We start from the raw sequence: 25665 nt of genomic DNA, 5'->3' as shown, positions 1-25665 counted from the left end.
TCGGATGCTCGCCCCGGATCCCGATTCGTATAACAACTTGACGCATGCCTCCGCCAAAGAGTCGCACAATTCCCTGAGATGTGGCAATGTTGTGCAACAACTTCCTGTCATGACAGATGAGGACCGATGACAGTCACCGACTTCCCCGCCCCACTCCGCCTGCGATCGTTCGCCCGCGCGCGTGAGGCATGGCCCCTGGATCCGGAGATCATCCACCTCAACCACGGCTCCTTCGGCGCCGTGCCGGTTCCGGTCGTCACCCACCAGGAGGGCTGCGCCGCCGCGCCGACCGCAGCCCTGTGGAGTGGTTCCCGCGCATCGCCGAGCGCATGCGCGAAGCGCGCGAGCGGACCGCCCCGTTCGTGGGCGCCGCAGCCGGCGACAGTGCCTTCGTCCCGAACGCGTCTGCCGCCGCGACCGTCGTCTACAACGCCCTGCGCCTCGACGCCGACGACGAGATCCTCGTCACCGACCATGGCTACGGCGCGGTCACCATGGGCGCGCGGCGACTTGCGCGACGCTTCGGCGCGAACGTCCGGGTCGTGAGCATCCCGCTCGCCGCCGATGACGACGAAGTCGTGCAGCGCTTCGCCGACGCTCGCGCCGACCGCACGCGGCTGATCGTCGTCGACCAGATCACCTCGCCCACAGCACGCCGACTGCCCAGCCGCCGCATCGCCGCGGATGCCGCAGAACACGGCATCCGCACGCTCGTCGACGGTGCGCACGCACCGGGGCTCATCCCGGATGCCGCCGTCGAGGGCGGCGGCGACTGGTGGTTCGGCAACATGCACAAGTGGCCCGCCGCGCCCCGCGGCTCGGCGCTGCTGGTGACGCAGACCCCCGACCGTCAGGAGCTCTGGCCGCTGATCGACTCCTGGGGCGCCCCCGAGCCCTTCCCCGGCCGGTTCGACACCCAGGGCACCATCGACGCCACCGCCTACCTCAGCACACCCGCCGCCATCGACTTCGTCGAGCAGGAGTTCGGCTGGGCGGCTGCCCGCGAGGCACTGAGTGCGATGGCGGATGCCGGAGCCGAGGCGATCGCCGACGCGCTGCGCCCCTACAGCGCCGAGGATCCGCTGACCCCGCTGCCGTCGCCGGTCGCATCGATGCGCATGGTGCGCCTGCCGCAGGGGCTCGGCGCCACTCGCGAGGAGGCCGACGACCTGCGGATGGAGCTGCTCGACGAGGTCGGCGTCGAGACGGCCTTCACCAGCTTCCAGGGCACCGGCTACTTCCGCCTCTCCGTGCACCTGTACAACGAGGCCTCCGACATCGAGGCGTTCGTCGAGCGGTGTGTGCCGCAGCTGCTGCGGCGCGCCGGCATCGGCATCCGCTCCTCCGCTCACATTCTCTGACCACTTCCAGACCAATACCACCCACCCACCCAGATCGAAAGGCACATCATGAAGCACAGGATCTTGACGGCCGCAGCGGGGATCGGCACTGTCGCCGCCCTGGCGCTCACCGGCTGCTCCTCCGGCGGCGGACCGGCCGCCGACGGCACCGTCACCCTGCAGATGGTCGAGAGCCTGACCAACCCGGCTCGCACCGAGCTGCTGCAGGGTCTGCTCGACCAGTTCGAGAAGGACAACCCGAAGATCAAGGTCAACCTCGTCTCGCCTCCCACCGAGCAGGCCGACCAGAAGATCCAGCAGATGCTGCAGTCGGGCAAGGGCGTGGACGTGCTCGAGGTGCGCGACATCACCGTCGGCCCGTTCGCGAACAATGGCTGGCTGTACGACCTGAAGAGCGACCTCGACAAGTGGGACGGCTGGGACGACCTCACCGACAACGCGCAGTCGGCGTCGGTGGCCGAGGACGGCAAGACCTACTTCGTGCCCTACGGCTTCTACGGCCTCTCGCTGTTCTACCGCACCGACCTGGTCAAGGAGGCCGGCTTCGACGGACCGCCACACAGCTGGACCGACCTGCTGGAGCAGGCCTCCGCCATCCAGGACCCCTCGAAGAACATCTACGGCTACGCGTTCCGCGGCGGGCAGAACGCCAACAGCAACGTGGTCGCCGCCATCGAGGCGTACACGATCGAGGATCTCGACGTGGACAACGCCTTCTCGATGAAGGACGGCACCACGATGTTCGCCGCCCCCGAGGCACAGGCCGCCGTCGATGACTACTTCGACCTGTTCAAGAAGGCCTCGCCGCCGTCGGCCGTCTCGTGGGGCTACCCCGAGATGGTCGCCGGGTTCACCAACGGCTCCACGGCGTTCCTGCTGCAGGACCCCGAGGTGATCGCCACCGTGCAGGACTCCTCGCTGACGGAGGATCAGTGGGACACCGCTCCGCTGCTGGTCGGGCCGACCGGCAAGGCCGCGCAGCCGCTGGCCGTCGCCGGCTGGGGTGTGGCCAAGAACAGCGCGAACACGGATGCCGCGGTCAAGCTCGTCGAGTACCTCTCGTCGACCGAGCCCGCCACGAAGTTCGCCCAGGCCAACAGCCTGGTGCCGATCATCGCATCCGCTTCGGATGACGACTTCTACAAGACCGGCCCGTGGAGCAGCTACGTCACGATGACCGAGAACCCCGACACCTACGTCAACGTGCGTCAGCCTCGCGGGGTCAGCTGGTGGACCGAATGGATCCAGAAGTCCGATCAGGACGTGCAGAAGGTGCTGCTCGGCGACATGACCACGACCGAGCTGCTGAAGTCCTGGGACGAGTTCTGGACGGAGAAGTTCGCCGCGGAGAAGGGCTGACCCGTGGCTCGCCTCACTCGCTCGGGAAGCCCCGCCGGCACTGCCGACGGGGCCTCCCCGGCATCCCGGCGCCCCTTCCGTGCCCGGCACGCGCTGACGTTGCTGGCGTTCATGCTGCCGGCCGTCGTGTTCGTGTGCTGGTTCACGTACTTCCCGATGCTGCAGGGCGCCCGCATGGCGTTCCACGACTGGAACCTGTGGGATCTCACCTCCACGCCGTGGGTCGGCTTCGACAACTTCGTCGCCGTCTTCGAGAACCCGCTGTTCGGGCAGGTCGCGTGGAACTCGGTGCTCTGGGTGGTGGGGTCGCTGGTTCCGCAGCTGGTCATCGGGTTCCTGATCGCGCTCGCGCTGCGCAAGAGGTTCCGCTTCCGCGGGCTCTACCAGGCGCTGGTGTTCTTCCCGTGGGCTGTCTCGGGATTCCTGATCGGGATGCTGTTCCGCTGGATGTTCAACGCCGAGTTCGGCGTGGTCAACGATCTGCTCATGAAGGTGGGCCTGATCGAGCAGCCGCTGCCGTGGCTGGCCGATCCGAAGCTGGCGATGTTCGCGGTGATCACGGCGAACATCTGGTACGGCGTGACGTTCTTCGCCATCATGATCCTCGCCGCGCTGCAGTCGGTGCCGGATGACATGCTCGAGGCCGCCAGCCTGGACGGCGCGGGCAAGGTGCGTCAGCTGTTCTCGATCATCATCCCGTACATCTCGATGACGCTGCTGCTGACGATCCTGCTGCGCGTGATCTGGATCTTCAACTTCCCCGACATCATCTGGGCGATGACCCGCGGCGGGCCCGCCAACCAGACGCACATCGTCACGACGTGGATGATCGACTACACCCAGCAGGGCAATTACGGCATCGCGAGCGCCATCGGCCTGATCGTCGTCGCCCTCCTGTTCGTGTTCTGCGCGTTCTACCTGATGGCGATGAGGAAGGTTCAGCGATGACCTCCACGACCACGACCACGACCGCGACCCGCCGTCTGACCGTACCCGACCCGGCATCCGCTCCCCGCGGACCGCGCAGGGTGACCGCCGGTGGTGTGGTGCGGGTGGCGGGCCTGGCTCTGTGGCTGATCATCACGCTGTTCCCGCTGTACTGGATCGCGCTGACCTCGTTCAAGTCGCCGAGCACGGTCAACAAGTACCCGATCGAGTACTGGCCCAGCCAGCCGTCGCTGGACAACTACGTCAGCCTGTTCCAGAAGAGCTCCTTCGGCGTCTTCCTGGGCAACTCCGCGCTGGTCGCGCTCACCGCGGGCGCGGTCGCCACTCTCATCGCGCTGCTGAGCGCCTATGTGATCGCACGGTTCGACTTCCGCGGCAAGGGCGCGGTGCTGATCGCGTTCCTGCTGACGCAGATGATCCCCGCGTTCATCGCTCTCGGTCCGCTCTACACGATGATGAGCGACCTGGGGCTGGTCGACACCAAGCCCGGCCTGATCCTGGTGTACATCGCGATCTGCATCCCGTTCTCGACGGTCATGCTGCGTGGCTTCTTCGAGAACGTGCCCGATGCGCTCGAAGAGGCGGCGATGATCGACGGATGCTCGCGCCTGGGCGCCCTGTTCCGGGTGCTGGTGCCGGTGATGACGCCGGGCATCATCGCGGCGTTCATCTTCAACTTCGTGAACTGCTGGAACGAGCTGTTCCTGTCGGTGGTGCTGATGAACACGGATGCGAACCGCACGGTGCCCTCGGCGCTGAACGGCTTCATCTCGACGTTCAACATCGACTGGGGCTCGATGTCGGCGGCCGCGGTGCTGACGATCCTGCCGACGATGCTGATGTTCGCCCTGGCGAGCCGCTGGATCGTGCAGGGCCTGACGTCCGGCGCCGTCAAGGAGTAGTCGCCCCGCGTCTCACCCTGCGCCCCTCCAGGTCGCAATGGTGGCCGCCACGACGACCGAACACATCCTCCAGGTCGCAATGGTTGCCGCTTCGGAGCCCGAATAGCGGCATCCGTTGCGACCTGGAGATGGGGATCGCCCCGGGCGGGCTCAGACCAGACGGGCCTTCGGGGAGACCGTGTAGGTGTCCTCGGGGTCGTCGTTGACGACGCCGACGAGCGCGGTGTCGATGGCGGCCATGGTGTCGGCATCCAGCTTCACGCCGGACGCCTTGACCGTGTCGGCGAGCTGCTCGGGACGCGACGCGCCGACCAGAGCCGCGGCGACGTTCTGGTTCTGCAGCACCCAGGCGATCGCCAGCTGCGGCATCGAAAGCCCCGCGTCGGCGGCGATCGGCTTGAGCCGCTGCACAGCCTCGAGGATGTCGTCGCGCAGCAGCCGCTCGATGAAGTGCGCGCCGGAGTGCGGGTCGGTGGCGCGCGAGCCCTCGGGCACGGGCTGGCCCGGCAGATACTTGCCGCTGAGCACGCCCTGGGCCATTGGCGACCAGACGATCTGCGAGATGCCCAGCTCCTCCGAGGCCGGCACGACCTTGCCCTCGATCACGCGGTGCAGCATGGAGTACTGCGGCTGGTTCGAGATCAGCTGGAAGCCGAGCTGCTTCGACAGAGCGTGTCCCGCGCGCAGCTGCTCGGCGGTCCACTCCGAGACGCCGATGTACAGCGCCTTGCCCGCCCGCACGACGTCGGCGAAGGCCTGCATCGTCTCCTCGAGCGGGGTCTCGTGGTCGTAGCGGTGCGCCTGGTACAGGTCGACGTAGTCGGTGCCGAGCCGCTGCAGCGAGCCGTCGATCGACTCGAAGATGTGCTTGCGGCTCAGACCGGTGTCGTTCGGGCCCTTCGGCCCGGTCGGGAAGTAGACCTTGGTGAAGATCTCCAGCCCCGCACGGCGCTGGCCGGCGAGCGCCTTGCCGAGCACAACCTCGGCAGCTGTGTTGGCATAGGTGTCGGCGGTGTCGAACGTGGTGATGCCGGCATCCAGCGCGGCGTGCACGGTTTTGACCGCAGCGTCGTCACCGACCTGCGAGGCGTGCGTCACCCAGTTGCCGTAGGTGATCTCCGAGACCTTGAGACCGCTGTTGCCGAGATAGCGATAGTTGACCATGATCCAACGCTACTGCCCGTCAGACCGGTGCGGACTCCCGCATGTCCGCCCGCGTCAGCGGGACCGTCGGCGCGCCGTCGTCGCGGTCGGGAGCAGGATCGGATGCCCGAGGCGCAGCGGATGCCGAAGAGCCGGGCTGCCCGACGGATGCCGAGGGAGCTGCAGTCGCAGCATCCGCCGTCACGATCGCCGCGCGGTCCCGGAAGCCGTCGGCTGTGACCCGGTCGAGATCGACCTGCTTGCGGATCGCGGCGGTCTTCTCGTACAGCGAGGGGTCGCCGTAGCTGGTGAGCACCTTCACGAGCACCGGCAGCAGTTCGATCATGAAGAACAGCGCCGCGATCAGCCAGTGCGCCCAGAAGATGGTGGGCTCCTTGGCGGCCAGGCGGTTCAGGCCCGTGATCTGGCTGAGCAGGCCGATCGCGCCGGCGTTGCCCGCAGCGACGGCGTCGGCGCGGGCGTTGTAGGCGGCGAGCGCGTTCTGGTAGGTGGTCTTGGCTGCAGGCAGCTGATCCTTCGCCTGCTCGCGGTTGGTCTGCTCGGATGCCGTGGTGTTCGCCTTCGCCGAGGTCTCGGCGGCCGCCAGATCCTCGTTGGCGCTGCGCAGCTGCGCGGCGAGGGCGTCGTAGGTCTGCTGCGCCTGCGCGAGCTGTGCCTTGGCGGCATCGGAGCTGGAGCCCTGGCCGTGCACGCCGGTGCAGCCGGGCACTGTCCCCGCTCCCTCTCCGGTCAGCTCACACTGGTACAGCGCGCGGGCCGAGTCGATGACCTTCTGCTGGTCGGCCATCTTGCCGGTGATGTCGTCGACGGTGGCCTGCGCCACCGAGGTCGACGCGGTGCCGGAGTCGGTGCCGGCCACGATGCCGGTGGCGGCCTGGTTCTCGAGTGCGGCGAGGCGGGCGGATGCCGCATCCAGCGCCTTCTTCTCAGGGCCCTTCTCGAGCGCGTCCTGATCGGACTGCGACTGGGTGATGTTGGTGGAGGCCACCTCACGGGAGATGTCGTTGTGGAACACCTGCAGCACGAGCGGCTCGGCAACGAGGAATCCGATCAGCGCGGCCATCGCCACGCGTGGCAGTGCCAGTGCGATGAGCTTGCCGATGCTGCGCGTCGAGGACATCGACGCGGTGAGGAAGCGGTCGAGGTTGAAGATGATCGCGGCCCACACGATCGCCAGCGGCACCGCCACCCAGATCGCGACCTGAACGCCGGTGGTGAGGGCGAACAGCATCGAAATCGCCGAGACCAGCGCTGTGCCGAGAAGCACGAAGAACATCTGCACGAAGCGGGGTGTCTCGCCGGGCACACGGTCGAGGATGGGGCCATCGGCGCCGCCGAGGATCGCGAGCGTGCGCAGGCGGGATCCGGGGTGCGCGGGGCGCGCTCGCGCTTCGGGTGCGGAGCGGGGACCGGGGCCGGCTGCTCGTCCGCCGGGTCGGGATCGATCACCGGGTCGGGATCGATCACTGCGGTCGGGTGCGTGGCCGCATCCTCGGCATCCGTCTGGCGATCCTCGGCATCCGTCTGGCGGCTACCGGTCGGTTCGAATGCACGCAGGAACTCGAGGTCTTCGTCGGTCACGGCGCCTTCGGGGGCGTCGGTCTCGATCAAGATCCGCCCCTGGGAATCCATCCGACCAGGGCGATGCGCGGAATAGGACATCCTTCGAGATTAGGAAACGCCGGCTGTGGGACTGCCCGATGAACCCTGCAAACGACTCTCAGGAAAGGGATGCGCGCGAGGCCTGTGCGGTGTCAGGCTGGTGTCATGAAGACGCTGCTGCTGGCCCGTCACGCCAAGTCCGACTGGGGCATCCACGGTCTCTCCGATCACGATCGGCCGCTGAACTCCCGTGGTCGCCGCGACGCGCCGGCCATGGCCCGGCGCCTGCGCGAGGAGGGCGTGCGGCTGCAGCGGATCGTCTCCAGCAGCGCGACCAGGGCACGCAGCACCGCCGATGAATACGCGTCGGCGTTCGGGCTGCGTGTGGTCGAGGAGCCTGCGCTGTACGCGGCATCCGCCGGCACCATCCTGGAGGTCGCCGCAGCGCTCCCCGACGACGTCGAGGTCGCGATGCTCGTCGGCCACAACCCCGGCATGCACGACGCGGTCGCCGACCTCACCGGGGCCTTCGTCGAGTTCCCCACCTGCGTCGTCGCGGAATGCGCGGTTGACGTCGGCTCCTGGGCGGAGCTGATCGAGGGCGCGGGACGGATGCTGCGCCTGCGGACTCCGCACGACGCAGACTGATCAGACCTGCCAGAGACGATCGACCGGCAGCACGTGCATTCTGTCGCCAGCGTTGTATCCGGTCGTTCCGAGATGGAACGTGAGGCCGGCCAGGAACCACCGTTTGCCGAACCCCGGAGCCGCAGAATGCCGAGGGTCAAAACCGCAATCTGCCGACGCTCAGGCCATCGCGGCGGCGGCGACCTCGTCCTCGGAGGTGGCCACCAGCTGGCCGCAGGCGCCGTCGATCTCCTTGCCGCGGGTGTCGCGCAGGGTGGTCGGGATGCCGGCATCGTTCAGGCGGCGCACGAACTCGTTCGTCACCTCACGGGTCGATGCCGTCCACACCGACTCCGGCGTGGGATTCAGCGGGATCGGGTTGACGTGCACCCAGCCGCGGCCGCGGGAGTTGAGCTTCTGCGCCAGCAGATCGGCGCGCCAGGCGTGGTCGTTCATGTCCTTGATCAGCGCGTACTCGATCGACACGCGCCGTCCGGTCTTCTCGTAGTACCCGTACGCGGCATCTAGCGCCTCTTCGACCTTCCAGCGCGAATTGACCGGGATGAGCTCGTCACGCAGCTCGTCGTCGGGCGCGTGCAGCGAGAGGGCGAAGGTGACCGGGATGTTCTCGTCTGCGAGCTTGCGGATCGCGGGCACGAGACCGACCGTCGAGACCGTGATCCCACGCGCACTCATACCCAGACCGTTGGGCTGCGGGGCGACCATGCAGCGCACGGCATCCATCACCCGCTTGTAGTTGGCCAGCGGCTCGCCCATGCCCATGAAGACGATGTTGCTCACGCGCTCCATCGAATGATCGTCGGCCTTCTTGCCGCCGAGACCGCCCTCGGCGATCAACCGGTTGGCGCGCACGATCTGCTCGACGATCTCGGCAGTGGACATGTTGCGAGTGAGCCCGGCCTGGCCGGTGGCGCAGAACGGGCAGTTCATGCCGCAGCCGGCCTGGCTCGACACGCACAGGGTGATGCGGCCCGGGTAGCGCATCAGCACCGACTCGACGAGCGCGCCGTCGTGCAGCCGCCAGAGGAACTTGATCGTGTCGCCTCGGTCGGTCTCCAGCCGCTTCACCTCGGTGAGCAGCGGCGGCAGCATCCCGGCCACGAACTCCTCACGCTGCTCAGCAGGCAGGTCGGTCATGTGCGCGGGGTCAGAGGTGTAATGCGTGAAGTAGTGGGTCGAGAGCTGCTTGGCGCGGAAGCCGGGCATCCCCAGCTCCTTCACCTTCTCCACTCGTTCGGCGGGGGTCATGTCGGCCAGGTGCACGGGGGCTTGCCGCGCTTGGGGCTGGCGAACTGCAGCAGCGGCCGTCCCTCGGCATCCTTCTTCTGCGTCCAGCCCTCTGTCTTCGGGCGCACCTGCGGCGCGCCGGAGGCCGCGGGCGCTGTGCGCGGGCGTGTCTGGCGCACGCCAGTGCTCACAGGGCGCGCAGGAGAAGTCTCGGTCATCCTTCCAGGGTACGGGCTGACGGGTGAGAAGAGGCTGGGGCGGCGGCAGTCGAGCCCCGGACCACCAGGGCGGTGGGAAGCTCTATTGTCTCGCCGCTGATGTCCGCGCCATCGCTCCCGCGGAGCAGGGTCCGCACCGCCGCGGCGCCCATCTCCCGGATCGGCTGACGGATGGTCGTCAGAGGAGGATGCAGCCAGCGCGCACCGCGCACGTCATCGAACCCGACCACGAGCACATCCCTCGGCACGGACAGTCCCGCGGCGGCGATCGCCCGGTAGGCACCGGCAGCCATCTCGTCGTTGCAGGCGAACAGACCGATCGCTCCTCCGCCGCGCAGCGCTCGCAACGCTCGCGCGCAGGCGCTCTCGGCTGCTCGAGCACCCCAATCGGCATCGACGCGCACCAACTCGACCTCGGGTGCCTGCTCCCGCACCGTCGCCGTGAAGCCATCGACTCTCCCTCGACCGAAACGGTGCGACGGCGTGCCGCCGATCAGGATGAACCGCTGCGCACCGCGAGCGATCAAGTGCTCGGCTGCCGAGACTCCGCCAGCCCGATCGGTCGTGCGGATGCTGGGCAGGGATGCGGGAGGCTCGCCGGGTGGGTCGAGCAGCACCAGGGGAATCCCTGCATCGCGCATCAACGCGACCTGCACCGCCGTCGGCATCCTCAGCCCGACGATCACACCCGCCGTGCCCCGGGCGCGGATGCGATGAGGCCAGTCGTCATCGGCGATCTTGTGGTCAGTGGTGAGCACGAGGTCGTACCGTCGGGCGGCCGCCGCCGTCCGCGCACCCGCCACGACCTCATCCGTGTACGGATCGTGGAAGTCTCCGAAGACGACGTCGATGACACCAGCGGTGCGGTCACGTGGACGACCTCGGGACTCACCGAACGTGTACCCGACCCGCGCAGCGGCGCGCAGCACGCGCGTGCGGGTACCGGCGGACATCTCGCCGCGGCCCCGCAGCGCTCGGGATGCGGTGGACACGCTGACCCCTGCCTCCTCGGCGACGCGAGCGAGGGTGACACGGCGAGCAGGAGCCATGTCACTATTTTGCGCAATTTCTGAGACATTCACCACGACACGTGGCAATGTGACTCGCGATCCGCACCCCCTTTCGAGGACGAGAGAGAAGATCCATGACGACACGACTGCGCGTGGCCATCATCGGCACCGGCTTTATGGGGCGCATGCACTCGCACGCCTGGCGCACCGCGCCGCGGTTCTTCGACCTCTCCCGGGCTCCCGAGGCGGTGCTCCTGGTCGGCAGCGATGCCGACCGCACGGCTGCCGCGGCAGCGGAGTTCGGCATCCCGGAGTCCTCCGCGGACTGGCGCAGTGCGATCGCCCGCGACGACATCGACATCGTCGACATCTGCACGCCCGGGCACACGCACGCCGAGATCGCACTCGCCGCGCTGGCTGCGGGCAAGCACGTGCTGTGCGAGAAGCCGCTGGCCAACGACGTCGCGGATGCCGACCGCATGGCGGATGCCGCCGCAGCGGCCGCTGAGCAGGGCGTGGTCAGCATGTGCGGGTTCAGCTACCGCCGCACACCCGCCCTGGCACTGGCCAAGAAGCTCATCGACGACGGCCGCCTCGGGCAGATCCGCCACGTGCGCGCTCAGTACCTGCAGGACTGGCTCACCAGCCCGGAAGCGCCGTTCACCTGGCGCCTCGACCGCGAGCGCGCCGGCTCGGGCACATTGGGCGACATCGGCGCGCACAGCATCGACACCGCGCAGTGGCTGACCGGGTCGGCGATCACCGGGGTGTCCGCCACCCTGCGCACCTTCGTCGAGTCCCGTCCACGCCTGAACGAACACGTGGGCCTGGGCGGCAATGCTGATGCGGATGCTCCGCGCGAGCAGGTGACCGTCGACGATGCCGTGGCGTTCACGGCATCCTTCGCCGACGGCGCCCTCGGCGTCTTCGAGGCGACGCGCATGGCTGCCGGCCACCGCAACGCGAACCGCATCGAGGTCAACGGCGAGCTCGGCTCGGTGGCGTTTGACTTCTCTTTCATGAACGAGCTGCAGTTCCACGATGCGCGGCTGCCCTCCGACGAGCAGGGCTTCCGCCGGATCGACGTCACCGAACCCGAGCACCCCTACGCCGGCGCCTGGTGGCCGGCCGGGCACGGACTCGGCTACGAGCATCTCTTCACCCATCAGACCGTCGACTTCGTGCGCGCGATCACCGACGGCGTGGCCGCGCGCCCCGACTTCGCCGAGGCGACCCGCGTGCAGCGCGTGCTCGCCGCTGTCGAGGCCAGCGCGGCATCCGACAGCCGATACACCGCAGTGGAAGGAGCACGCCGATGACCGTACCCAGGAAGGTGACCGCGACCCGAAAGGCGCTCGTCGTTCGAGGCGGATGGGAGGGGCATCACCCCGTCGAGGCGACCGAGATCTTCATCCCGTTCCTGCAGGAGCAGGGATTCGAGGTGCGGATCGAGGAGTCCAACGAGATCTACACCGATGAGGCCGTGATGGATGCCGCCGACCTGATCGTGCAGTCCGTGACGATGTCCGAGATCTCCCGCGACGCGTTCACGGGGCTGCGCCGGGCGGTCGAGCGCGGCACCGGCCTGGCCGGCTGGCACGGCGGGATCGCCGACTCGTACCGCAACAACTCCGACTACCTGCAGCTGATCGGCGGGCAGTTCGCGACGCACCCGTCGAAGCATCCGGATGCCTGCGTCGGAGACGAGTCCGACAACTTCCTTCCCTACACGGTCGAGTTGACCGAGCTGGGTCGCGCGCACGAGATCCTGAGCGGGCTCGACGACTTCGCGCTCGACACCGAGCAGTACTGGGTGCTCACCGACGACCTGAACGACGTGCTCGCCACCACCACGCACCCCGTGCAGCCGTACCATCCGTGGCACCGGCCGATCACCTCGCCGGCGATCTGGACCCGCGAATGGGGCGCGGGGCGCATCTTCGTGGCGACCCCGGGGCACAGCCCCGAGGTGCTCCGCGACGCCAACGTACGCACGATCATCGAGAGAGGAATGCTGTGGGCCAGCCGCACGGTATCGGAATAGTCGGACTCGGAGTCATCTCCGCGCAGTACCTGGAGACCCTTGGGGCGCACCCCGGCGTGCGGATCGCCGCGACGGCGGATCTGGACACCGCTCGGGCCGCAGCCGTCGCCGAGCGGTTCGACGGATGCCGCGCGCTGACCGTCGATGAGCTCGTCGCGGATCCGAGCGTACAGACCGTGCTGAACCTCACGATCCCGGCCGCGCACGCGGAGGTCGCGTTGGCCGCTCTCCGCCACGGCAAGAACGTGTTCGGTGAGAAGCCCCTCGCCCCCGCGATGGCGGAGGCGAGGAGATCGTGTCGGCCGCTACCCCGTCCGCATGGGCGGGCTGTGCACCCGACACCGTGCTCGGCACCGGGATCCAGACCGCCCGCGCGGCCGTGGACGCGGGCGTGATCGGCCGACCCGTCTCCGCGGTTGCCACCTGGGTCTCGGCAGGCCATGAGGCCTGGCATCCGAACCCCGACTTCTACTACCGCGAGGGCGGCGGCCCGCTGCTGGACATGGGCCCGTACTACCTGACCTCGCTGTTCCACCTGCTCGGGCCGGTCAAGCGCGTCTCGGGAGCCTCGTCGCGTCCGAGGGCGGTGCGCCGGATCGCCTCCGGCCCGCGTGCCGGCGAGGAGATCCCCGTCGAGGTCGACACCCATGTCACCGGCGTGCTCGAGCATGTCGACGGGGCGATCTCGACCGTGACGTTCAGCTTCGACGCCGCCGCGACGCAGGCCGCACCGATCGAGGTGCACGGCGAGACCGGCACCCTCTCACTGCCCGACCCCAACATGTTCACAGGAGAGGTGCGCCTGCGTCGGCCCGGTCAGGATGCATGGAGCACCCTGCCGACGAGCGCGGGCTATGAGAACGGGTCCCGCGGCATCGGCCTGCTCGACTTGGTGGCGGGAAACGCGCGCTCCGACGGTTCGATCGCCCTGCACGTGCTGGAGATCATGACCGCACTGCTGGAGTCGGCGCGCACCGGCAAGCGCCTCGAGCTCACCACCACGGCCGAGCGTCCACCACTTGTCCCGCTCACGAGCGAGCGGGAGTGGCGGATGCAGTGACCGTTTCCACCTCCTCGCCGGCCGGATCAGTAAGACTGAGCGCGTCCGCCGAGGCAAGATGGTTCCATGAGCGAGGAGACACCACCCATCGGCGTCGACTTCTTTCCCGACTGGGGTCACCGGCTGCCGCTGTGGGACGGCGGCACGCTCCCGCCGCTCTCCGAGGCGCTCCTCGACGACCTGCGCTCCTGGGTGCGGACCTGGCAGATCGTACTGGATCCCGTCTCCGAGGTCAGATGGCCCGACGATGAGGTCGGACGGGCGTGGATCGCCGAGGGACATCGCCTTGTGGCCGCGGTGGAAGCCGAACTCGGCGCCGGATACGTGTTGAAGCACGACTTCGACATGTACGGCCCCGATCACGATCACACGAGTCTGTGATCGACCTCGAACCGTGGGCCTGGGCGCTGCTCGCCCTTGCCGCGCTGATCGCGGGACTGGGGAAGACCGCCATCCCGGGCAGCGCGACCATATCGGTCGTGCTCCTGGCATCCGTCCTGCCAGCGCGCACCTCGACGGCGGCGATGCTCCTGCTGTTCATCGTCGGCGACGTGTTCGCGCTCATCGCCTACCGCCGGCACGCGCACTGGCGCACGCTGCTGCGGCTCGCGCCGGCCGTGATCGCCGGCCTCGTGCTCGGGTTCCTGTTCCTCGCCTGGAGCGGCGACGCCGTCGTCCGGCGGACGATCGCCATCATCCTGCTGGCGATGATCGCGATCACGCTGTGGCGGCGATGGCGGTCACCGAGCGCAGCATCCGGGCCCATGGCTGCCGCCGGCTACGGCACGCTCGCCGGGTTCACGACCATGGTCGCCAACTCTGGCGGACCGGTGATGTCGATGTACTTCCTCGCGACGCGCACGCCCGTGAAGGTCTTCCTGGGCACCTCGGCGTGGTTCTTCGCGATCGTGAACCTGGTGAAGGTGCCCTTCCTCGCCGGACTCGGGCTGATCACCCCGTCCGTGCTGCTGATGGACCTGGTCCTCGCTCCGCTGGTCGTGATCGGTGCGCTGATCGGCATCCGTCTGGCCAAGCGGATGCCGCAACAGCTCTTCGACCGTCTCGTGATCGTGCTCACGGTGCTCGGCGCCGTGTACCTGCTGTTCTGACGCCCCGCTCGAGTACACCTGCACGACGCGGGAACGGCTGCACGGGCAATCTGGCGATCTGATCGTGCAGCTGTTCCCCGCTCGTGCAGCTGTACCGGTGGCAGACCCGGTTGAGCCTGGGAGCCGTGCTCAGTCCAGGAAGATGTCCGGGAACAGCCGGTCGTCGGGGGTGCCGGGAACGGCCGCGTACTTCGAGAAGTCGGTGACGCCGTCGGCCGCCAGCACGTCCTCCACGATCAGCGACTGACCGGTGTACTCGCGGGCGGGCTTGGTGAGCACCGCGTAGGCGGCATCCGCGTAGATGTCGGCCGTGCGGCTGGCCGCCATCACCCGGTCCCCGCCGAGCAGGTTCTGCACGGCCGCGGTGGCGATCGTGGTACGCGGCCAGAGCGTGTTGGCGGCGATGCCGGCATCTGCGAACTCGGCCGCGAGTCCGAGCGTCGCCATCGTCATGCCGTACTTCGCGAGGGTGTACCCGGTATGCGCACCCAGCCACTTCGGCGTGATGTTCAGCGGCGGCGAGAGCGAGAGGATGTGCGGGTTCTCCGCCTCCATCAGAAGCGGCACTGCCGCACGGGACAGCATGAACGTGCCGCGCACGTTGACGTCCTGCATGAGGTCGTACTTCTTCGCGGCAAGATCGGCCGAGCGCGACAGGTCGATCACGCTGGCGTTGTTGAGGACGATGTCGACGCCGCCGAACTCCCCTGCGCCTTGAGCACGGCGCCCGTGATGTCGTCGTCGTCGCGCACGTCGCCGACGATCGGCAGCGCCTGGCCCCCGGCGGCACGGATCGCCTCGGCTGCGGAGTGCACGGTGCCCTCCAGCTTGGGATGCGGGGTGTCGGTCTTGGCGAGCATCGCGATGTTCGCTCCATCGACGGCGGCGCGCAGCGCGATGGCGAGGCCGATGCCGCGGCTGCCGCCCGACATCAGGATGGTCTTTCCGGCGAGTGACATGTGGTTCTCCTTAGACGTTGACACCAGGCGGCTCCCGTATGAGTTTCCGTCGCCCGAATCGCTCTCAGGCGACAGAAACTCATACGGGAGCGAGGGGCGGGTTCACTTCGGTGCCATGCGGATGGCGCCGTCGAGGCGGATGGTCTCGCCGTTGAGGTATCCGTTGGCGACGATGTGCTCCACCAAGGCGGCATACTCGTCGGGGCGGCCCAGGCGCGGGGGTACGGCACCTGCTGGCCGAGCGAGTCCTGTGCGGCCTGCGGGAGCCCTGCGAGCATCGGGGTCTCCATGATGCCCGGCGCGATGGTGCAGACACGGATGCCGTAGCGGGCCAGCTCCCGGGCTATCGGCAGGGTCATGGCGTGCACCCCGCCCTTCGACGCGGAGTAGGCGGGCTGCCCGATCTGACCGTCGAACGCGGCGACGCTGGCGGTGCTGACGATCACGCCGCGGTCGCCACCCTCGGTCGGCTCCTGCTGCGCGATGACGGCGGATGCCTGAGAGATGACATTGAACGTGCCGACGAGGTTGATGCGGATGATGCGCTCGAACGCGTCGAGGTCGGCCGGGTTGCCCTCACGATCGAGCACCTTGGCCGGCGGCGCGATCCCGGCGCAGTTGACGACCACGCGCAGCGGGGCGATGGACTGGGCGGATGCCACGGCGGCAGCCACCTGATCGCTGCTGGTGACATCGGCGGGGGTGAAGAGCCCGCCCAGTTCTGCGGCGACCTCTTCACCGGCCGAGTTCGGCAGGTCGAGGATGGCGACCTGTGCCCCGGCTGCGGCGAGCCGACGGGCGGTAGCGAGTCCGAGTCCGCTGGCGCCGCCGGTGATGAGCGCGCCCTGTCCCGTGATCTGCATGTGTTCTCCTTCGAACGGCACTGCATCCGACGACGGTTCGCGCCGACGGTCGATGCGACTGAGTTTCAGCATATGTGATTCTGAGTTCCTCCGCTGGCGGGATCTCCGCCGGAGGGGATGCTGAAGTCATGGAACTTCGTCGCAAACGAGCCTACGACACCCCCTCGGCCGAAGACGGGTTCCGTGTGCTGATCGATCGGCTGTGGCCGCGCGGCGTCTCGAAGGAGAAGGCGGCGATCGATCTGTGGGCCAAGGACATCGCGCCCAGCCCGGAGTTGCGGCACGACTGGCACGCCGCCCCGGATGCCGATTTCGAGGTGAACGCCGAGCGCTACCGCGCCCAGCTGCACAACGAGAGCGCCGAGGCGCTGCAGGCGCTTGTCGACGAGCTGAACGGACGCCCCGTGGTCACCCTCGTCTACGCCCTGCGCAACACCGAGCACAACCACGCGGTGGTGCTGCAGGGCGTGCTCAAACCGCTGCTGGAGTGAGCGCCGGGCCGGCTCTCCGGCTTCAGCTCCAGACGAAGCGGAACACCCCGGCCGCCACGGCGGCGGCGATCGCGATGGTCATGATCGACGCCCCGCCCAGCAGCGCGACTGCATCGCGCGGGTGCAGCCGCGACGGACGCGACCAGGTGCGCGGGATGCCGGAACCGAACCCCCGCGCCTCCATCGCCATCGCCAGCTTCGTGCCTCGACGCACCGCGAACACGAGCAGCACGAACGCCATGGAGAGGAACCGGCGCAACACGCCCCGATCGCCCACGCCGCGTGCGCGCCTGGCCAGCGACATGGTGCGCCAGTCGTCGACGAACAGCCCCAGCATCCGGGCGCCCGCCAGCACGCCCAGCACGAAGCGGCTGGGCAGATGCGCCACCTGCGCGAGCGCATCGCCGAGCTCAGTCGGGTCGGTGCGTCCGAACAGCAGGATCGTGGGAAGCCCCAGGGCGACGACGCGCAGCGTGACGGCCACGGCGAGCGCGATGGATCCCTCGCTGATCGCGGCGAAGCCGAACCGCCAGAACACCTGACCCTCCGGGTCGGCATACAGCAGCATGCTCAGCCCTGCGATTGGCGAGAACAGCACGATGGGCGCCAGCCTGCGCAGTACCGTGCGCAGGCTGAGGCCGGTCAGCGGCAGGCACAGCAGCTGCAGGGCGATCGCGACCAGCGCGCTGACCGGGTCGATCGACGCGAACAGCGGCACCGACAGCAGCAGCGCCAGCATCAGCTTCGTGACGGGATTCACGCCGTCCAGCCACGCACGGTCCTCCCGGGCACGGACGGATGCCGGCGTCTGCACGGCCGTCATCTTCCCGCTCCGCGGAGGTCTTCGGTCGCGGCAGCCAGTTCGATGCGGCTCCCACCCAGGTGTCGCACCACCGCCGCGTCGTGGCTCACCGCGACCACTGTGCGGCCGGAGGCGATCTCCTCCTGCAGCAGTTCCATGATCCCGACCCATCCGCGCCGGTCCTGCCCGAAGGTCGGTTCGTCGAGCACGATCACCTGCGGCGCGGATGCCAGCACCGTCGCCACCGACAGGCGCCGCTTCTGGCCCCCGCTGAGCGTGAACGGGTTGGCGAGTCCGAGCGGTGCGAGCTGCAGCCGCTCCAGCAGGTCGTCGACGATCGCGTCGACCTCGGCATCCGATTTCTTCAGCGCCCGCGGACCCACAGCCAGTTCGTCGCGCAGCGTGCGGGCGAGGAACTGATGCTCGGGCTCCTGGAACACGGTGCCGATCCGGGTGAGCAGCTCGCGCGAGGTCCAGCGAGCAGGCCTGCGGCCGGAGCGGCCGGTCAGATCGGATGCCGCAGTCACCGTGCCGTCCAGCTCGGGCAGGAGCCCTGCAAGAGTGAGCGCCAGGGTCGACTTCCCGGCGCCGTTCGATCCGGTGATCACGGTGGCGGCTCCGCGCGGCACGCTCAGATCGAGCCCGGACTGCACAGCGGTGCGTCCATCCCGGCTGATCGTCAGGCGGTCGGTCTCGAGCACGGCATCCGCTGCACCGCCGTCGACGGATGCGAGCACCGGAAGCGGGAGGCCGCGACCAGGCACCCACACTCCGGCGTCCGCCAGCACGTCACCGTAGCGACCGAACACCTCCCCCGGCGTGCCGTCGGCGAGCAGACCGCCGTCGGCGGCGAGCACGATCACCCGGGTGAGCAGATCCGCCCAGATCTCCGTGCGGTGCTCGACGACGATGAGCGTCGCCCCGGTGTCTTCCAGCACGCGGCCGACGCTCTCGCGCACCTCGCGGACACCGTCCGGATCGAGGTTCGCGGTCGGCTCGTCCAGCAGCAGCAGTCCCGGTTGCATGGCCAGCACGCCGGCCAGCGCGAGCCGCTGCTTCTGTCCCCCGAGAGTGCCTTGGTCGGCCGATCCAGTGGCACGTCGAGCCCCACGGCATCCAGCGCCCCGGCGACTCGCCCGGGGATCTGCTCGGCCGGAACGCCGAGGTTCTCGCATCCGAACGCCACGTCGTCACCGACCTTGGAGAGCACGACGCCGGCATCCGGGTCCTGCAGCACCAGGCCGATCGCGCCGCGCCGGGACTCGGGCACGGCACCGTCGACGAGCAGCGAGCCGGTGCGCTCGCCTTCATCGGCGTCGCCGAGCACGCCCGCGAGCCCCGCGAGCAGCGTGGACTTGCCCGCCCCGGATGCCCCGAGCAACAGCACCCGCTCGCCCGGCTCGATCGTGAAAGTGACCTCGCTCACGGCGGGCAGGCGCCGCCCGGCATAGCGCCAGCCCCACCCATGCGCGGTGACGCCAGCAGGAGCAGCCATGCTCAGACCTCCTGGCGCACTTCCCTGCCGGCGGCGAATCTGCTCAGCGCACCGGTGGAGGCGAGGGCGCGCACCAGCAGCCAGCCGACCACGCCGGCGAGCACGATGCCCGAGACGACCAGCGCGCCGAGGTAGATGGCGTTGAACTCGAAGCTCTTCAGGAAGTTCGGCGATGAGCCGTAGAACATCTCGAAGATCCAGGCGGCCACGGCGGCGCCCACACCCGAGAGCGCGGCGACGACCACTCCGAAGCGGCGATACAGGAACACGGCGAAGACCAGCTCGGCTCCCAGTCCCTGCACGAGGCCGGACAGCACGGTCGAGACGCCCCAGACGTTGCCGATCAGCATCGAGATGATCGCGGCGACCACCTCGACCACCAGCGCCGCTCCGGGCTTGCGGATGACGAGGCCGCCGATCACGCCGCCGATCAGCCAGATACCCACGGCGATGCCGCCGAGGCCGGGGGTGACGGCATCCGCCGCGCCGAACCAGGCGCCGCCGACGACGTTCCACCCCCAGAAGACCAGGCCGATCGCGACACCGAGAACGGCGGCGACGACGATGTCGACGACCCGCCAGCGCAGGTTGCGTGCGGCCGGGACTGTGGCAGTCTCGGCGACGGATGCTGATGTGGACGTACTCATCTGAACTCCTCCCTGCGCCGGCATGATCCGGATCAGGTTCGACGGTCGAAGCGCGGTTCGCTTCCTCTCAGCCCGGCACACCGGACTCCCGTGGTTGTGTCATCGATCATAGCCCGGCGCCGTCGGCGATGGAGGCTCGTCTTTCCCTTCGTTGCACGAACGGATTGATAGCGTGTATCGGGTGACCGCCTCCCCGAGTCCACCCGCCCCCTCACGCGCCGACAGCGGCGCGAGAGTGCGCGCACCCCCGGGGGCGAGGCGCCCGGTGTGGACTCGGCGCCCGCGGCGGATCCCCTCGACCGGGCTTCGGTTCCCGATGGCGTCGCGACCGACTCCACCGCTGCCGCGACGGCCAAGCCGGTCGACGCCGTGGCGGATGCCGCACCGGTCGACTCCGCACCGGTCGCGGTGTGGGCGGATGAGCAGCATCCGATCACCGCTCTGGCCTGGCTCGACCCGCTGACCGTCGCACCGGCATCCGTGCCCGCAGCCGGATCGCCGCCGCTGCTCGACGGCACCCGATCGGCCGGTCGTCGTGCGCGAACCCTGATCCCGCTGGGCGTGATCGCCGCCCTGTGCGCGACCTACGTCGGCGGCACGCTGCTGGCACCGCTCGACCAGGTCGCCCCCACCGTTCACGCCGCCCAGGTCGCGATCGATCCCGCTCCCGTCGCGACCGCCGCCTGGCCTGCGGATGGCAGCGCGGCGGTGGCCGTGCAGGGGATGAACCCGATCTCCTCGACCATCCAGCGCGACGAGATCGCGAGCATCACCAAGGTCGCGACGGTGATGATGGTGCTCGACGAGCTGCCGCTCGAGATCGGCGAGCAGGGCCCGAGCTTCGAGTTCACCTACCGCGACTCGCGCGACTACTGGAGCTACCGGCGCTCGAACCAGTCGTCGCTCGACGTGCCGGTCGGCGGCAGCCTGACGGAGTACCAAATGCTGCAGGGCGTGCTGCTCGGCTCGGCGAACAACTACATCGACCGGCTCTCCGACGAGATCTGGGGCTCTGACCTGGCGTTCTCGGAGGCATCGGCGAAGTGGCTCAGCGACCACGGCATCGAGGGCGTCTCGCTGGCGACGCCCTCGGGCTTCGACAGCCGCAACGTGGCCACGCCGGAAGGGCTGATCAAGCTCGGCGAGGTCGCCATGCGCAATCCGGTGTTCGCCGAGATCGTCGGCACGCGCTCCGCCGAGATCCCTGGCGTCGGCACAGTGACCAACACCAACCAGCTGCTCGATGACGAGGGCGTGGTGGGCGTGAAGACCGGCACGCTCTCGCACTGGAACCTGCTCACCGCCAAGGACGTGCAGGTCGGCGACAGCACCGTGCGCCTGTTCGCCGCCGTACTCGGCCAGAACAGCGGTGACGAGCGGTTCGCCGTGACCCGGTCGCTGCTGGCCGGCGTGGAGAAGACCCTCGCCGAGCAGCCGGTGTCGGTGCCGAAGGGCACCGTCGTCGGGCAGGTCACGACCGAGTGGGGCGAGAAAGTGGATGTCGTCACGGATGCCGACACCACCGTCGTGCTGTGGAACGGTGCTTCTGCGACCGCCACAGCGGAACTGGATCTCGATGATCGGACGGATGCCGGAGCGAAGGCCGGCACGCTCACGGCGAAGGGTCCGGTGAACACGGTGCAGACCTCGGTGTCGCTCGCCGAAGAGGTCGCCGCGCCGAGCGCCTGGTGGCGCCTCACGCATCCGCTCGAGCTGTTCGGCCTCGATAAGCCGTAGGCCGACGCCCTGCCATACACGAAGACGCCCGAGCACACGAAGCCCGTGCACGCGAAGCCCGTGCACGCGAAGACGCCCGCCCCGCGAGGGGACGGGCGTCTTGCGTCAGGGCGTCAGCTCCGGTCGGGATCGGATGCCGTGGACTCGGCTTCGCGCACGGCCTCGGCCAGCTGCACCGCATCCGGCGCCTGTGCGATGTCCTCCTCGGCCTCGGCGTCTCCGGTCACGATCACCGGCGTGGAGCCGGTGAGGGCCTCTTCGGCGTCGATGTCGGTCGCAGCCTGCTCGAACTGCGACTGGTACAGGCGCCAGTAGGCGCCCCGCTTGGCGATCAGGCTGTCGTGGTCGCCCTGTTCAACGATGTCACCGTGCTCCATCACCAGGATGAGGTCGGCGTCGCGGATCGTCGACAGGCGGTGCGCGATCACGAACGACGTGCGGCCCTGACGCAGCGCCGCCATGGCGTGCTGCAGCAGCAGCTCGGTGCGGGTGTCGACGGCGCTGGTCGCCTCGTCGAGGATGAGGATCGACGGCTGGGCGACGAACGCGCGGGCGATCGTCATCAGCTGGCGCTCGCCCGCCGATACGTTCGAGGCGTCCTCGTCGAGCACCGTGTCGTAGCCGTCGGGCAGCGAGTGCACGAACCGGTCGACATAGGTTGCCTCGGCCGCCGCCACGATCTCGTCTTCGGAGGCGTCATCCTTGCCGTAGCGGATGTTCTCGCGGATGCTGCCGCCGAACAGCCACGGATCCTGCAGCACCATGCCGGTGCGTCGACGCAGGTCTTCACGCGTCATCTCGGCGATGTCCTGTCCGTCGAGCAGGATCCGGCCGGAGTCCAGCTCGTAGAACCGCATGATCAGGTTGACCAGCGTGGTCTTACCCGCACCGGTCGGACCGACGATGGCGACGGTCTGCCCCGGCTCGACGCGGAACGACAGGTCGGTGATCAGCGGGCGATCCTCGCTGTACGAGAACGCCACGTGATCGAACTCGATCACTCCGCGCCCATCGGTGACGGTGGGGGCGTCCTCGGCATCCGACTCCTGCTCCTCGGCGTCCAGGAAGTCGAACACCCGCTCGGCGGATGCCGTGCCGGACTGCACGACCGCGGCCATGCCGCCCAGCTCGCTCAGCGGCTGGCTGAACTGCTGCGAGTACTGGATGAACGCCTGCACGTCACCCAGGCGCAGGTTGCCGCTGGCGACCATCAGACCGCCGAGCACGGCGATCCCCACATAGGTGAGGTTCCCGATGAACATCATGGCCGGCATGATGATGCCCGAGAGGAACTGCGCCTTGAAGCTCGCCTGGAACAGCTCCTCGTTCTCGACGTTGAAGCTGTCGAGGGCGTCCTGCTCGCGGCCGAACACCTTGACGAGCGCGTGGCCCGAGAAGGCCTCCTCGACTCGGGCGTTCAAACGACCGACCTTGCGCCACTGGATGCCGAAGGCCTTCTGCGAGCGCGGACCGATGACGCCGAAGATGACGCCCATCAGCGGCAGCGAGACCAGCGCCACCAGCGCCAGCTGCCACGAGATCGAGAACATCATCACCAGCACGCCCACCACGGTGAGCACCGAGGTCAGCGCGCCGGACAGCGACTGCTGCATGGTCTGCGTGATGTTGTCGATGTCGTTGGTCACGCGCGAGATCAGCTCACCGCGCTGCACCTTGTCGAAGTACGACAGCGGCAGACGGTTGATCTTCGACTCGACGTCTTCGCGCAGCCGCCACATGGTGCGGACCATGATCACGTTGATCACGTAGCCCTGCAGCCAGCTGAGCACCGCCGAGACCAGGTAGATCGCCATCACGGCGATGATGATCCAGCGCAGCCTCTCGAAATCCACTCCGGCGCCGACCGTGAAGTGGTCCATGGCGGCGACCATGTCGGCGAAGGTGCCCTGGTCGGCCTGCCGCAGCCCCTCGACGACCTGATCCTGACTCATCCCCTCGGGGAACCCGTTGTCGCCGAGCGTCTTCGAGATGAAGCCCTCGTAGACGATGTTCGTCGCCTCGCCGAGGATCTTCGGCGCGGCCACCGACAGCACCACGCCGACGGCGCCGAAGAACGACACCAGGACGAACCACCAAGCCGCCGGCTTGAGCAGCCCGAGCATGCGCCGGAAGCTGGGCCCGAAGTGGTCGGCCTTTCCCGGCGCGGGGCCGTCGAACATGCCCCCGCCCTGCTGGCGCGCCTTCTCTGCCAGCTCGGCCTCTTCCTTCTCGGCCGCGGTCATCTCCACGACGTCGCCGCTCATGCGTCCACCCCCAGCTGCGACACGACGATCTCCTTGTAGGTCTCGTTCGAGGCGAGCAGCTCGTCGTGCGTGCCCACGCCCACCACTGCGCCGTCGTCGAGGACGACGATGCGATCGGCATCCGTGATGGTCGATACGCGCTGCGCCACGACGATTTTCGTGACATCGGGCAGCTCTCTCCACAGCGCCTGCCGCAGCCTGGCATCCGTCGTCAGATCCAGCGCCGAGAACGAGTCATCGAAGACGAGGATCCGCGGCTGGCGCACGATCGCGCGGGCGATCGCCAGTCGCTGGCGCTGACCGCCGGAGACGTTCGTGCCGCCCTGCGAGATGCGCGAGTTCAGGCCGTCCGGCATCTCTTCGACGAAGTCGCGCCCCTGCGCGATCTCCAGAGCCCTCCAGAGCTCGTCGTCGGTGGCCTCCTCCCGCCCGTAGCGCAGGTTGGATGCCACCGTGCCGGTGAATAGGAACGGGCGCTGCGGCACCAGGCCGATGTCGCCCCACAGCGTGTCGAGGTCGGCCTCGCGCACGTCCACGCCGCCGACGCGCACAGCGCCGCCGGTGACGTCGAACAGCCGCGGGATGAGCGAGACCAGCGTGGTCTTGCCCGAACCGGTCGATCCGATGATCGCAACGGTCTCGCCGGGTTCGGCACGGAAGGTGATGTCGCTGAGCACCGGCGCCTCCGCACCCGGGTAGGTGAACTCCGCATTCTCGAACGCCACCGCGCCCGGCGTGGGGAAGTCGGTTGTGCCGTTCTCTGTCCTGGTCATCGACGACTCCGCGTCGAGGACCTCGGCCACGCGCTCGGCCGAGACGGCCGCACGCGGAATCATCATGGCCATGAAGCTCGACATGATGACGCCCATCATGATCTGCCCGATGTACTGCATGAAGGCGAAGATCGTGCCGACCTCGGCGTTGCCTGCGTTGATCTCGACGCCGCCGAACCAGATCACCGCGACGACGGTGACGTTCAGCACCAGCATGAACAGCGGGAACATCAGCACGAACAGTGAACCGATGTTGCGGCCGAGAACCATGAGGTCGGTGTTGACGTCGCGGAAGCGGCGCTCCTCGATGCGCTCGCGCACGAAGGCACGCACCACGCGCACGCCGGTGAGCTGCTCGCGCATGATGCGGTTCACGTCGTCGAGCTTGCGCTGGTTGGCGCGGAACAGCGGCACCATGCGCCCGATGATGAGAACGGCGATGACCAGCAGCAGCGGCACCGACACGGCGATCAGCCAGCTGAGTCCGACGTCGGTCTGCACGGCCTTGATGATTCCGCCGATGGCCAGCAGCGGGGCGGTGACGAACATCGTCGCGCCCATCATGGCCAGCATCTGCACCTGCTGCACGTCGTTGGTGTTGCGGGTGATCAGCGAACCCGCCCCGAACTGCGACACCTCCCGCTCGGAGAAGCCGCTCACGCGGGAGAACACGTCACCGCGGATGTCGCGGCCGGTGGCCATGGCCATGCGGGCGGCGAACAGGGTCGCGAGGATCGAGGCGACGATCTGGCCGAAGGAGACCAGCAGCATGAACGCACCGCGGTTCCAGATGTAGCCGATGTCGGCTTTGGCGACGCCGTTGTTGATGATGTCGGCGTTGATCTCGGGCAGGTTGAGCGATGCCATCACACTGGCGAACTGCAGCACCACGATGATCAGCAGCAGCCACCAGTACCTGGTGAGGTAGCGAACGAGGATCTTTCCCAGCACGGGCGGACTTCCTTTGGGAATCAGGGCCGAG

General features: G+C 68.5%; 18 protein-coding genes, 5 pseudogenes and 1 riboswitch. Of the genes and pseudogenes, 12 read left to right on the top strand and 11 right to left on the bottom strand.

The features are described from left to right. Window positions 1–299: 299 nt before the first annotated feature. From QUE33_RS13925 to QUE33_RS13910, 4 genes are read left to right on the top strand one after another with little or no spacing between them, the layout of a single operon-like run. On the top strand, window positions 300–1361 hold the full coding sequence (locus QUE33_RS13925; RefSeq protein ID WP_286300815.1) for an aminotransferase class V-fold PLP-dependent enzyme: 1062 nt from the start codon (window positions 300–302) through the stop codon (window positions 1359–1361). Window positions 1362–1409: 48 nt separating this feature from the next. After that, the gene (locus QUE33_RS13920; RefSeq protein ID WP_286300813.1) at window positions 1410–2720 is read left to right on the top strand and encodes an ABC transporter substrate-binding protein; all 1311 of its coding nucleotides are present in this window, start codon (window positions 1410–1412) and stop codon (window positions 2718–2720) included. Window positions 2721–2723: 3 nt separating this feature from the next. Continuing rightward, complete coding sequence (locus QUE33_RS13915; protein WP_286300811.1) at window positions 2724–3668, top strand: carbohydrate ABC transporter permease; 945 nt, start codon at window positions 2724–2726, stop codon at window positions 3666–3668. Next, window positions 3665–4570 (top strand): carbohydrate ABC transporter permease, encoded by a 906-nt coding sequence (locus QUE33_RS13910; protein ID WP_286300809.1) that lies wholly within the window; start codon window positions 3665–3667, stop codon window positions 4568–4570. The genes QUE33_RS13915 and QUE33_RS13910 overlap by 4 nt, the downstream gene beginning before the upstream one ends. Window positions 4571–4720: 150 nt before the next feature. Here QUE33_RS13910 and QUE33_RS13905 read toward each other — a convergent pair whose 3' ends face one another. Both QUE33_RS13905 and QUE33_RS13900 read right to left on the bottom strand, forming a co-directional pair. After that, entirely contained in the window at window positions 4721–5734 is a 1014-nt protein-coding gene (locus tag QUE33_RS13905) for an aldo/keto reductase family protein (RefSeq protein WP_286300808.1), read from the bottom strand. A 19-nt stretch (window positions 5735–5753) separates the two neighbouring features. Further along, window positions 5754–7040: a DUF4407 domain-containing protein gene (locus tag QUE33_RS13900; protein ID WP_286300807.1), complete on the bottom strand. Its 1287-nt coding sequence runs from the start codon at window positions 7038–7040 to the stop codon at window positions 5754–5756. Window positions 7041–7501: 461 nt separating this feature from the next. Between QUE33_RS13900 and QUE33_RS13895 the strand changes: the two genes are divergently transcribed. Then, complete coding sequence (locus QUE33_RS13895) at window positions 7502–7984, top strand: SixA phosphatase family protein (RefSeq protein WP_286300806.1); 483 nt, start codon at window positions 7502–7504, stop codon at window positions 7982–7984. 159 nt (window positions 7985–8143) lie between these two features. Here the strand turns inward: QUE33_RS13895 and rlmN are convergent. Both rlmN and QUE33_RS13885 read right to left on the bottom strand, forming a co-directional pair. Continuing rightward, window positions 8144–9429: pseudogene (gene rlmN, locus QUE33_RS13890) on the bottom strand (dual-specificity RNA methyltransferase RlmN). Further along, complete coding sequence (locus QUE33_RS13885) at window positions 9426–10478, bottom strand: LacI family DNA-binding transcriptional regulator (RefSeq protein WP_286300803.1); 1053 nt, start codon at window positions 10476–10478, stop codon at window positions 9426–9428. Before QUE33_RS13885 ends, rlmN begins: the two are co-directional and overlap by 4 nt. A 95-nt stretch (window positions 10479–10573) precedes the next feature. On the opposite strand from QUE33_RS13885, the gene QUE33_RS13880 reads away from it, so the two are divergent. The 5 genes and pseudogenes from QUE33_RS13880 to QUE33_RS13860 all read left to right on the top strand — a co-directional run bounded on the left by QUE33_RS13880 (window position 10574) and on the right by QUE33_RS13860 (window position 14652). Next, window positions 10574–11758: a Gfo/Idh/MocA family protein gene (locus QUE33_RS13880; RefSeq protein ID WP_286300802.1), complete on the top strand. Its 1185-nt coding sequence runs from the start codon at window positions 10574–10576 to the stop codon at window positions 11756–11758. Then, window positions 11755–12483: a ThuA domain-containing protein gene (locus QUE33_RS13875; protein ID WP_286300801.1), complete on the top strand. Its 729-nt coding sequence runs from the start codon at window positions 11755–11757 to the stop codon at window positions 12481–12483. The genes QUE33_RS13880 and QUE33_RS13875 overlap by 4 nt, the downstream gene beginning before the upstream one ends. Then, window positions 12456–13543, top strand: a pseudogene (locus tag QUE33_RS13870) (Gfo/Idh/MocA family protein). The gene QUE33_RS13875 and the pseudogene QUE33_RS13870 overlap by 28 nt, the downstream one beginning before the upstream one ends. Window positions 13544–13609: 66 nt before the next feature. Beyond that, complete coding sequence (locus tag QUE33_RS13865; protein ID WP_286300800.1) at window positions 13610–13924, top strand: immunity protein CdiI family protein; 315 nt, start codon at window positions 13610–13612, stop codon at window positions 13922–13924. Beyond that, window positions 13921–14652, top strand: a complete 732-nt coding sequence (locus QUE33_RS13860) for a sulfite exporter TauE/SafE family protein (RefSeq protein WP_286300798.1) — start codon at window positions 13921–13923, stop codon at window positions 14650–14652. The genes QUE33_RS13865 and QUE33_RS13860 overlap by 4 nt, the downstream gene beginning before the upstream one ends. Before the next feature lie 129 nt (window positions 14653–14781). On the opposite strand, the pseudogene QUE33_RS13855 reads toward QUE33_RS13860, so the two are convergent. Then, window positions 14782–15611 (bottom strand): annotated as a pseudogene (locus QUE33_RS13855) (SDR family oxidoreductase). Between the two features lie 102 nt (window positions 15612–15713). After that, window positions 15714–16474: pseudogene (locus QUE33_RS13850) on the bottom strand (SDR family NAD(P)-dependent oxidoreductase). Between the two features lie 128 nt (window positions 16475–16602). Here QUE33_RS13850 and QUE33_RS13845 point away from each other — a divergent pair. Further along, window positions 16603–16965 carry a DUF488 domain-containing protein gene (locus QUE33_RS13845; RefSeq protein ID WP_286300797.1) on the top strand — a complete coding sequence of 121 codons (363 nt, stop codon included), beginning with the start codon at window positions 16603–16605 and terminating at the stop codon, window positions 16963–16965. A gap of 22 nt (window positions 16966–16987) precedes the next feature. Here the strand turns inward: QUE33_RS13845 and QUE33_RS13840 are convergent, their stop codons facing one another. The 3 genes and pseudogenes from QUE33_RS13840 to QUE33_RS13830 all read right to left on the bottom strand — a co-directional run bounded on the left by QUE33_RS13840 (window position 16988) and on the right by QUE33_RS13830 (window position 19909). Beyond that, entirely contained in the window at window positions 16988–17788 is an 801-nt protein-coding gene (locus QUE33_RS13840; protein ID WP_286300795.1) for an energy-coupling factor transporter transmembrane component T family protein, read from the bottom strand. After that, window positions 17785–19262, bottom strand: a pseudogene (locus QUE33_RS13835) (ABC transporter ATP-binding protein). The gene QUE33_RS13840 and the pseudogene QUE33_RS13835 overlap by 4 nt, the downstream one beginning before the upstream one ends. Window positions 19263–19264: 2 nt before the next feature. Continuing rightward, a complete protein-coding gene (locus QUE33_RS13830; RefSeq protein WP_286300794.1) occupies window positions 19265–19909 on the bottom strand; it encodes an ECF transporter S component in 645 nt (214 codons plus the stop codon). Continuing rightward, window positions 19900–20011: riboswitch (TPP riboswitch) on the bottom strand. Its footprint overlaps the gene before it by 10 nt. A 165-nt stretch (window positions 20012–20176) precedes the next feature. Here QUE33_RS13830 and QUE33_RS13825 point away from each other — a divergent pair. After that, entirely contained in the window at window positions 20177–21646 is a 1470-nt protein-coding gene (locus QUE33_RS13825) for a D-alanyl-D-alanine carboxypeptidase family protein (protein ID WP_286300793.1), read from the top strand. 113 nt (window positions 21647–21759) lie between these two features. Here the strand turns inward: QUE33_RS13825 and QUE33_RS13820 are convergent, their stop codons facing one another. Together QUE33_RS13820 and QUE33_RS13815 are read right to left on the bottom strand one after the other, a co-directional pair. Then, window positions 21760–23910, bottom strand: a complete 2151-nt coding sequence (locus QUE33_RS13820; RefSeq protein ID WP_286300792.1) for an ABC transporter ATP-binding protein — start codon at window positions 23908–23910, stop codon at window positions 21760–21762. Continuing rightward, the gene (locus QUE33_RS13815) at window positions 23907–25634 is read right to left on the bottom strand and encodes an ABC transporter ATP-binding protein (RefSeq protein ID WP_286300790.1); all 1728 of its coding nucleotides are present in this window, start codon (window positions 25632–25634) and stop codon (window positions 23907–23909) included. The genes QUE33_RS13820 and QUE33_RS13815 overlap by 4 nt, the downstream gene beginning before the upstream one ends. Between the last annotated feature and the right edge of the window lie 31 nt (window positions 25635–25665).

This window comes from Microbacterium suwonense, from assembly GCF_030296555.1.
GTDB classification, from domain to species: Bacteria; Actinomycetota; Actinomycetes; order Actinomycetales; family Microbacteriaceae; genus Microbacterium; species Microbacterium suwonense.
Note: the sequence above shows the minus strand (reverse complement) of the source record. Positions and strands in the feature narration are given on the sequence as shown.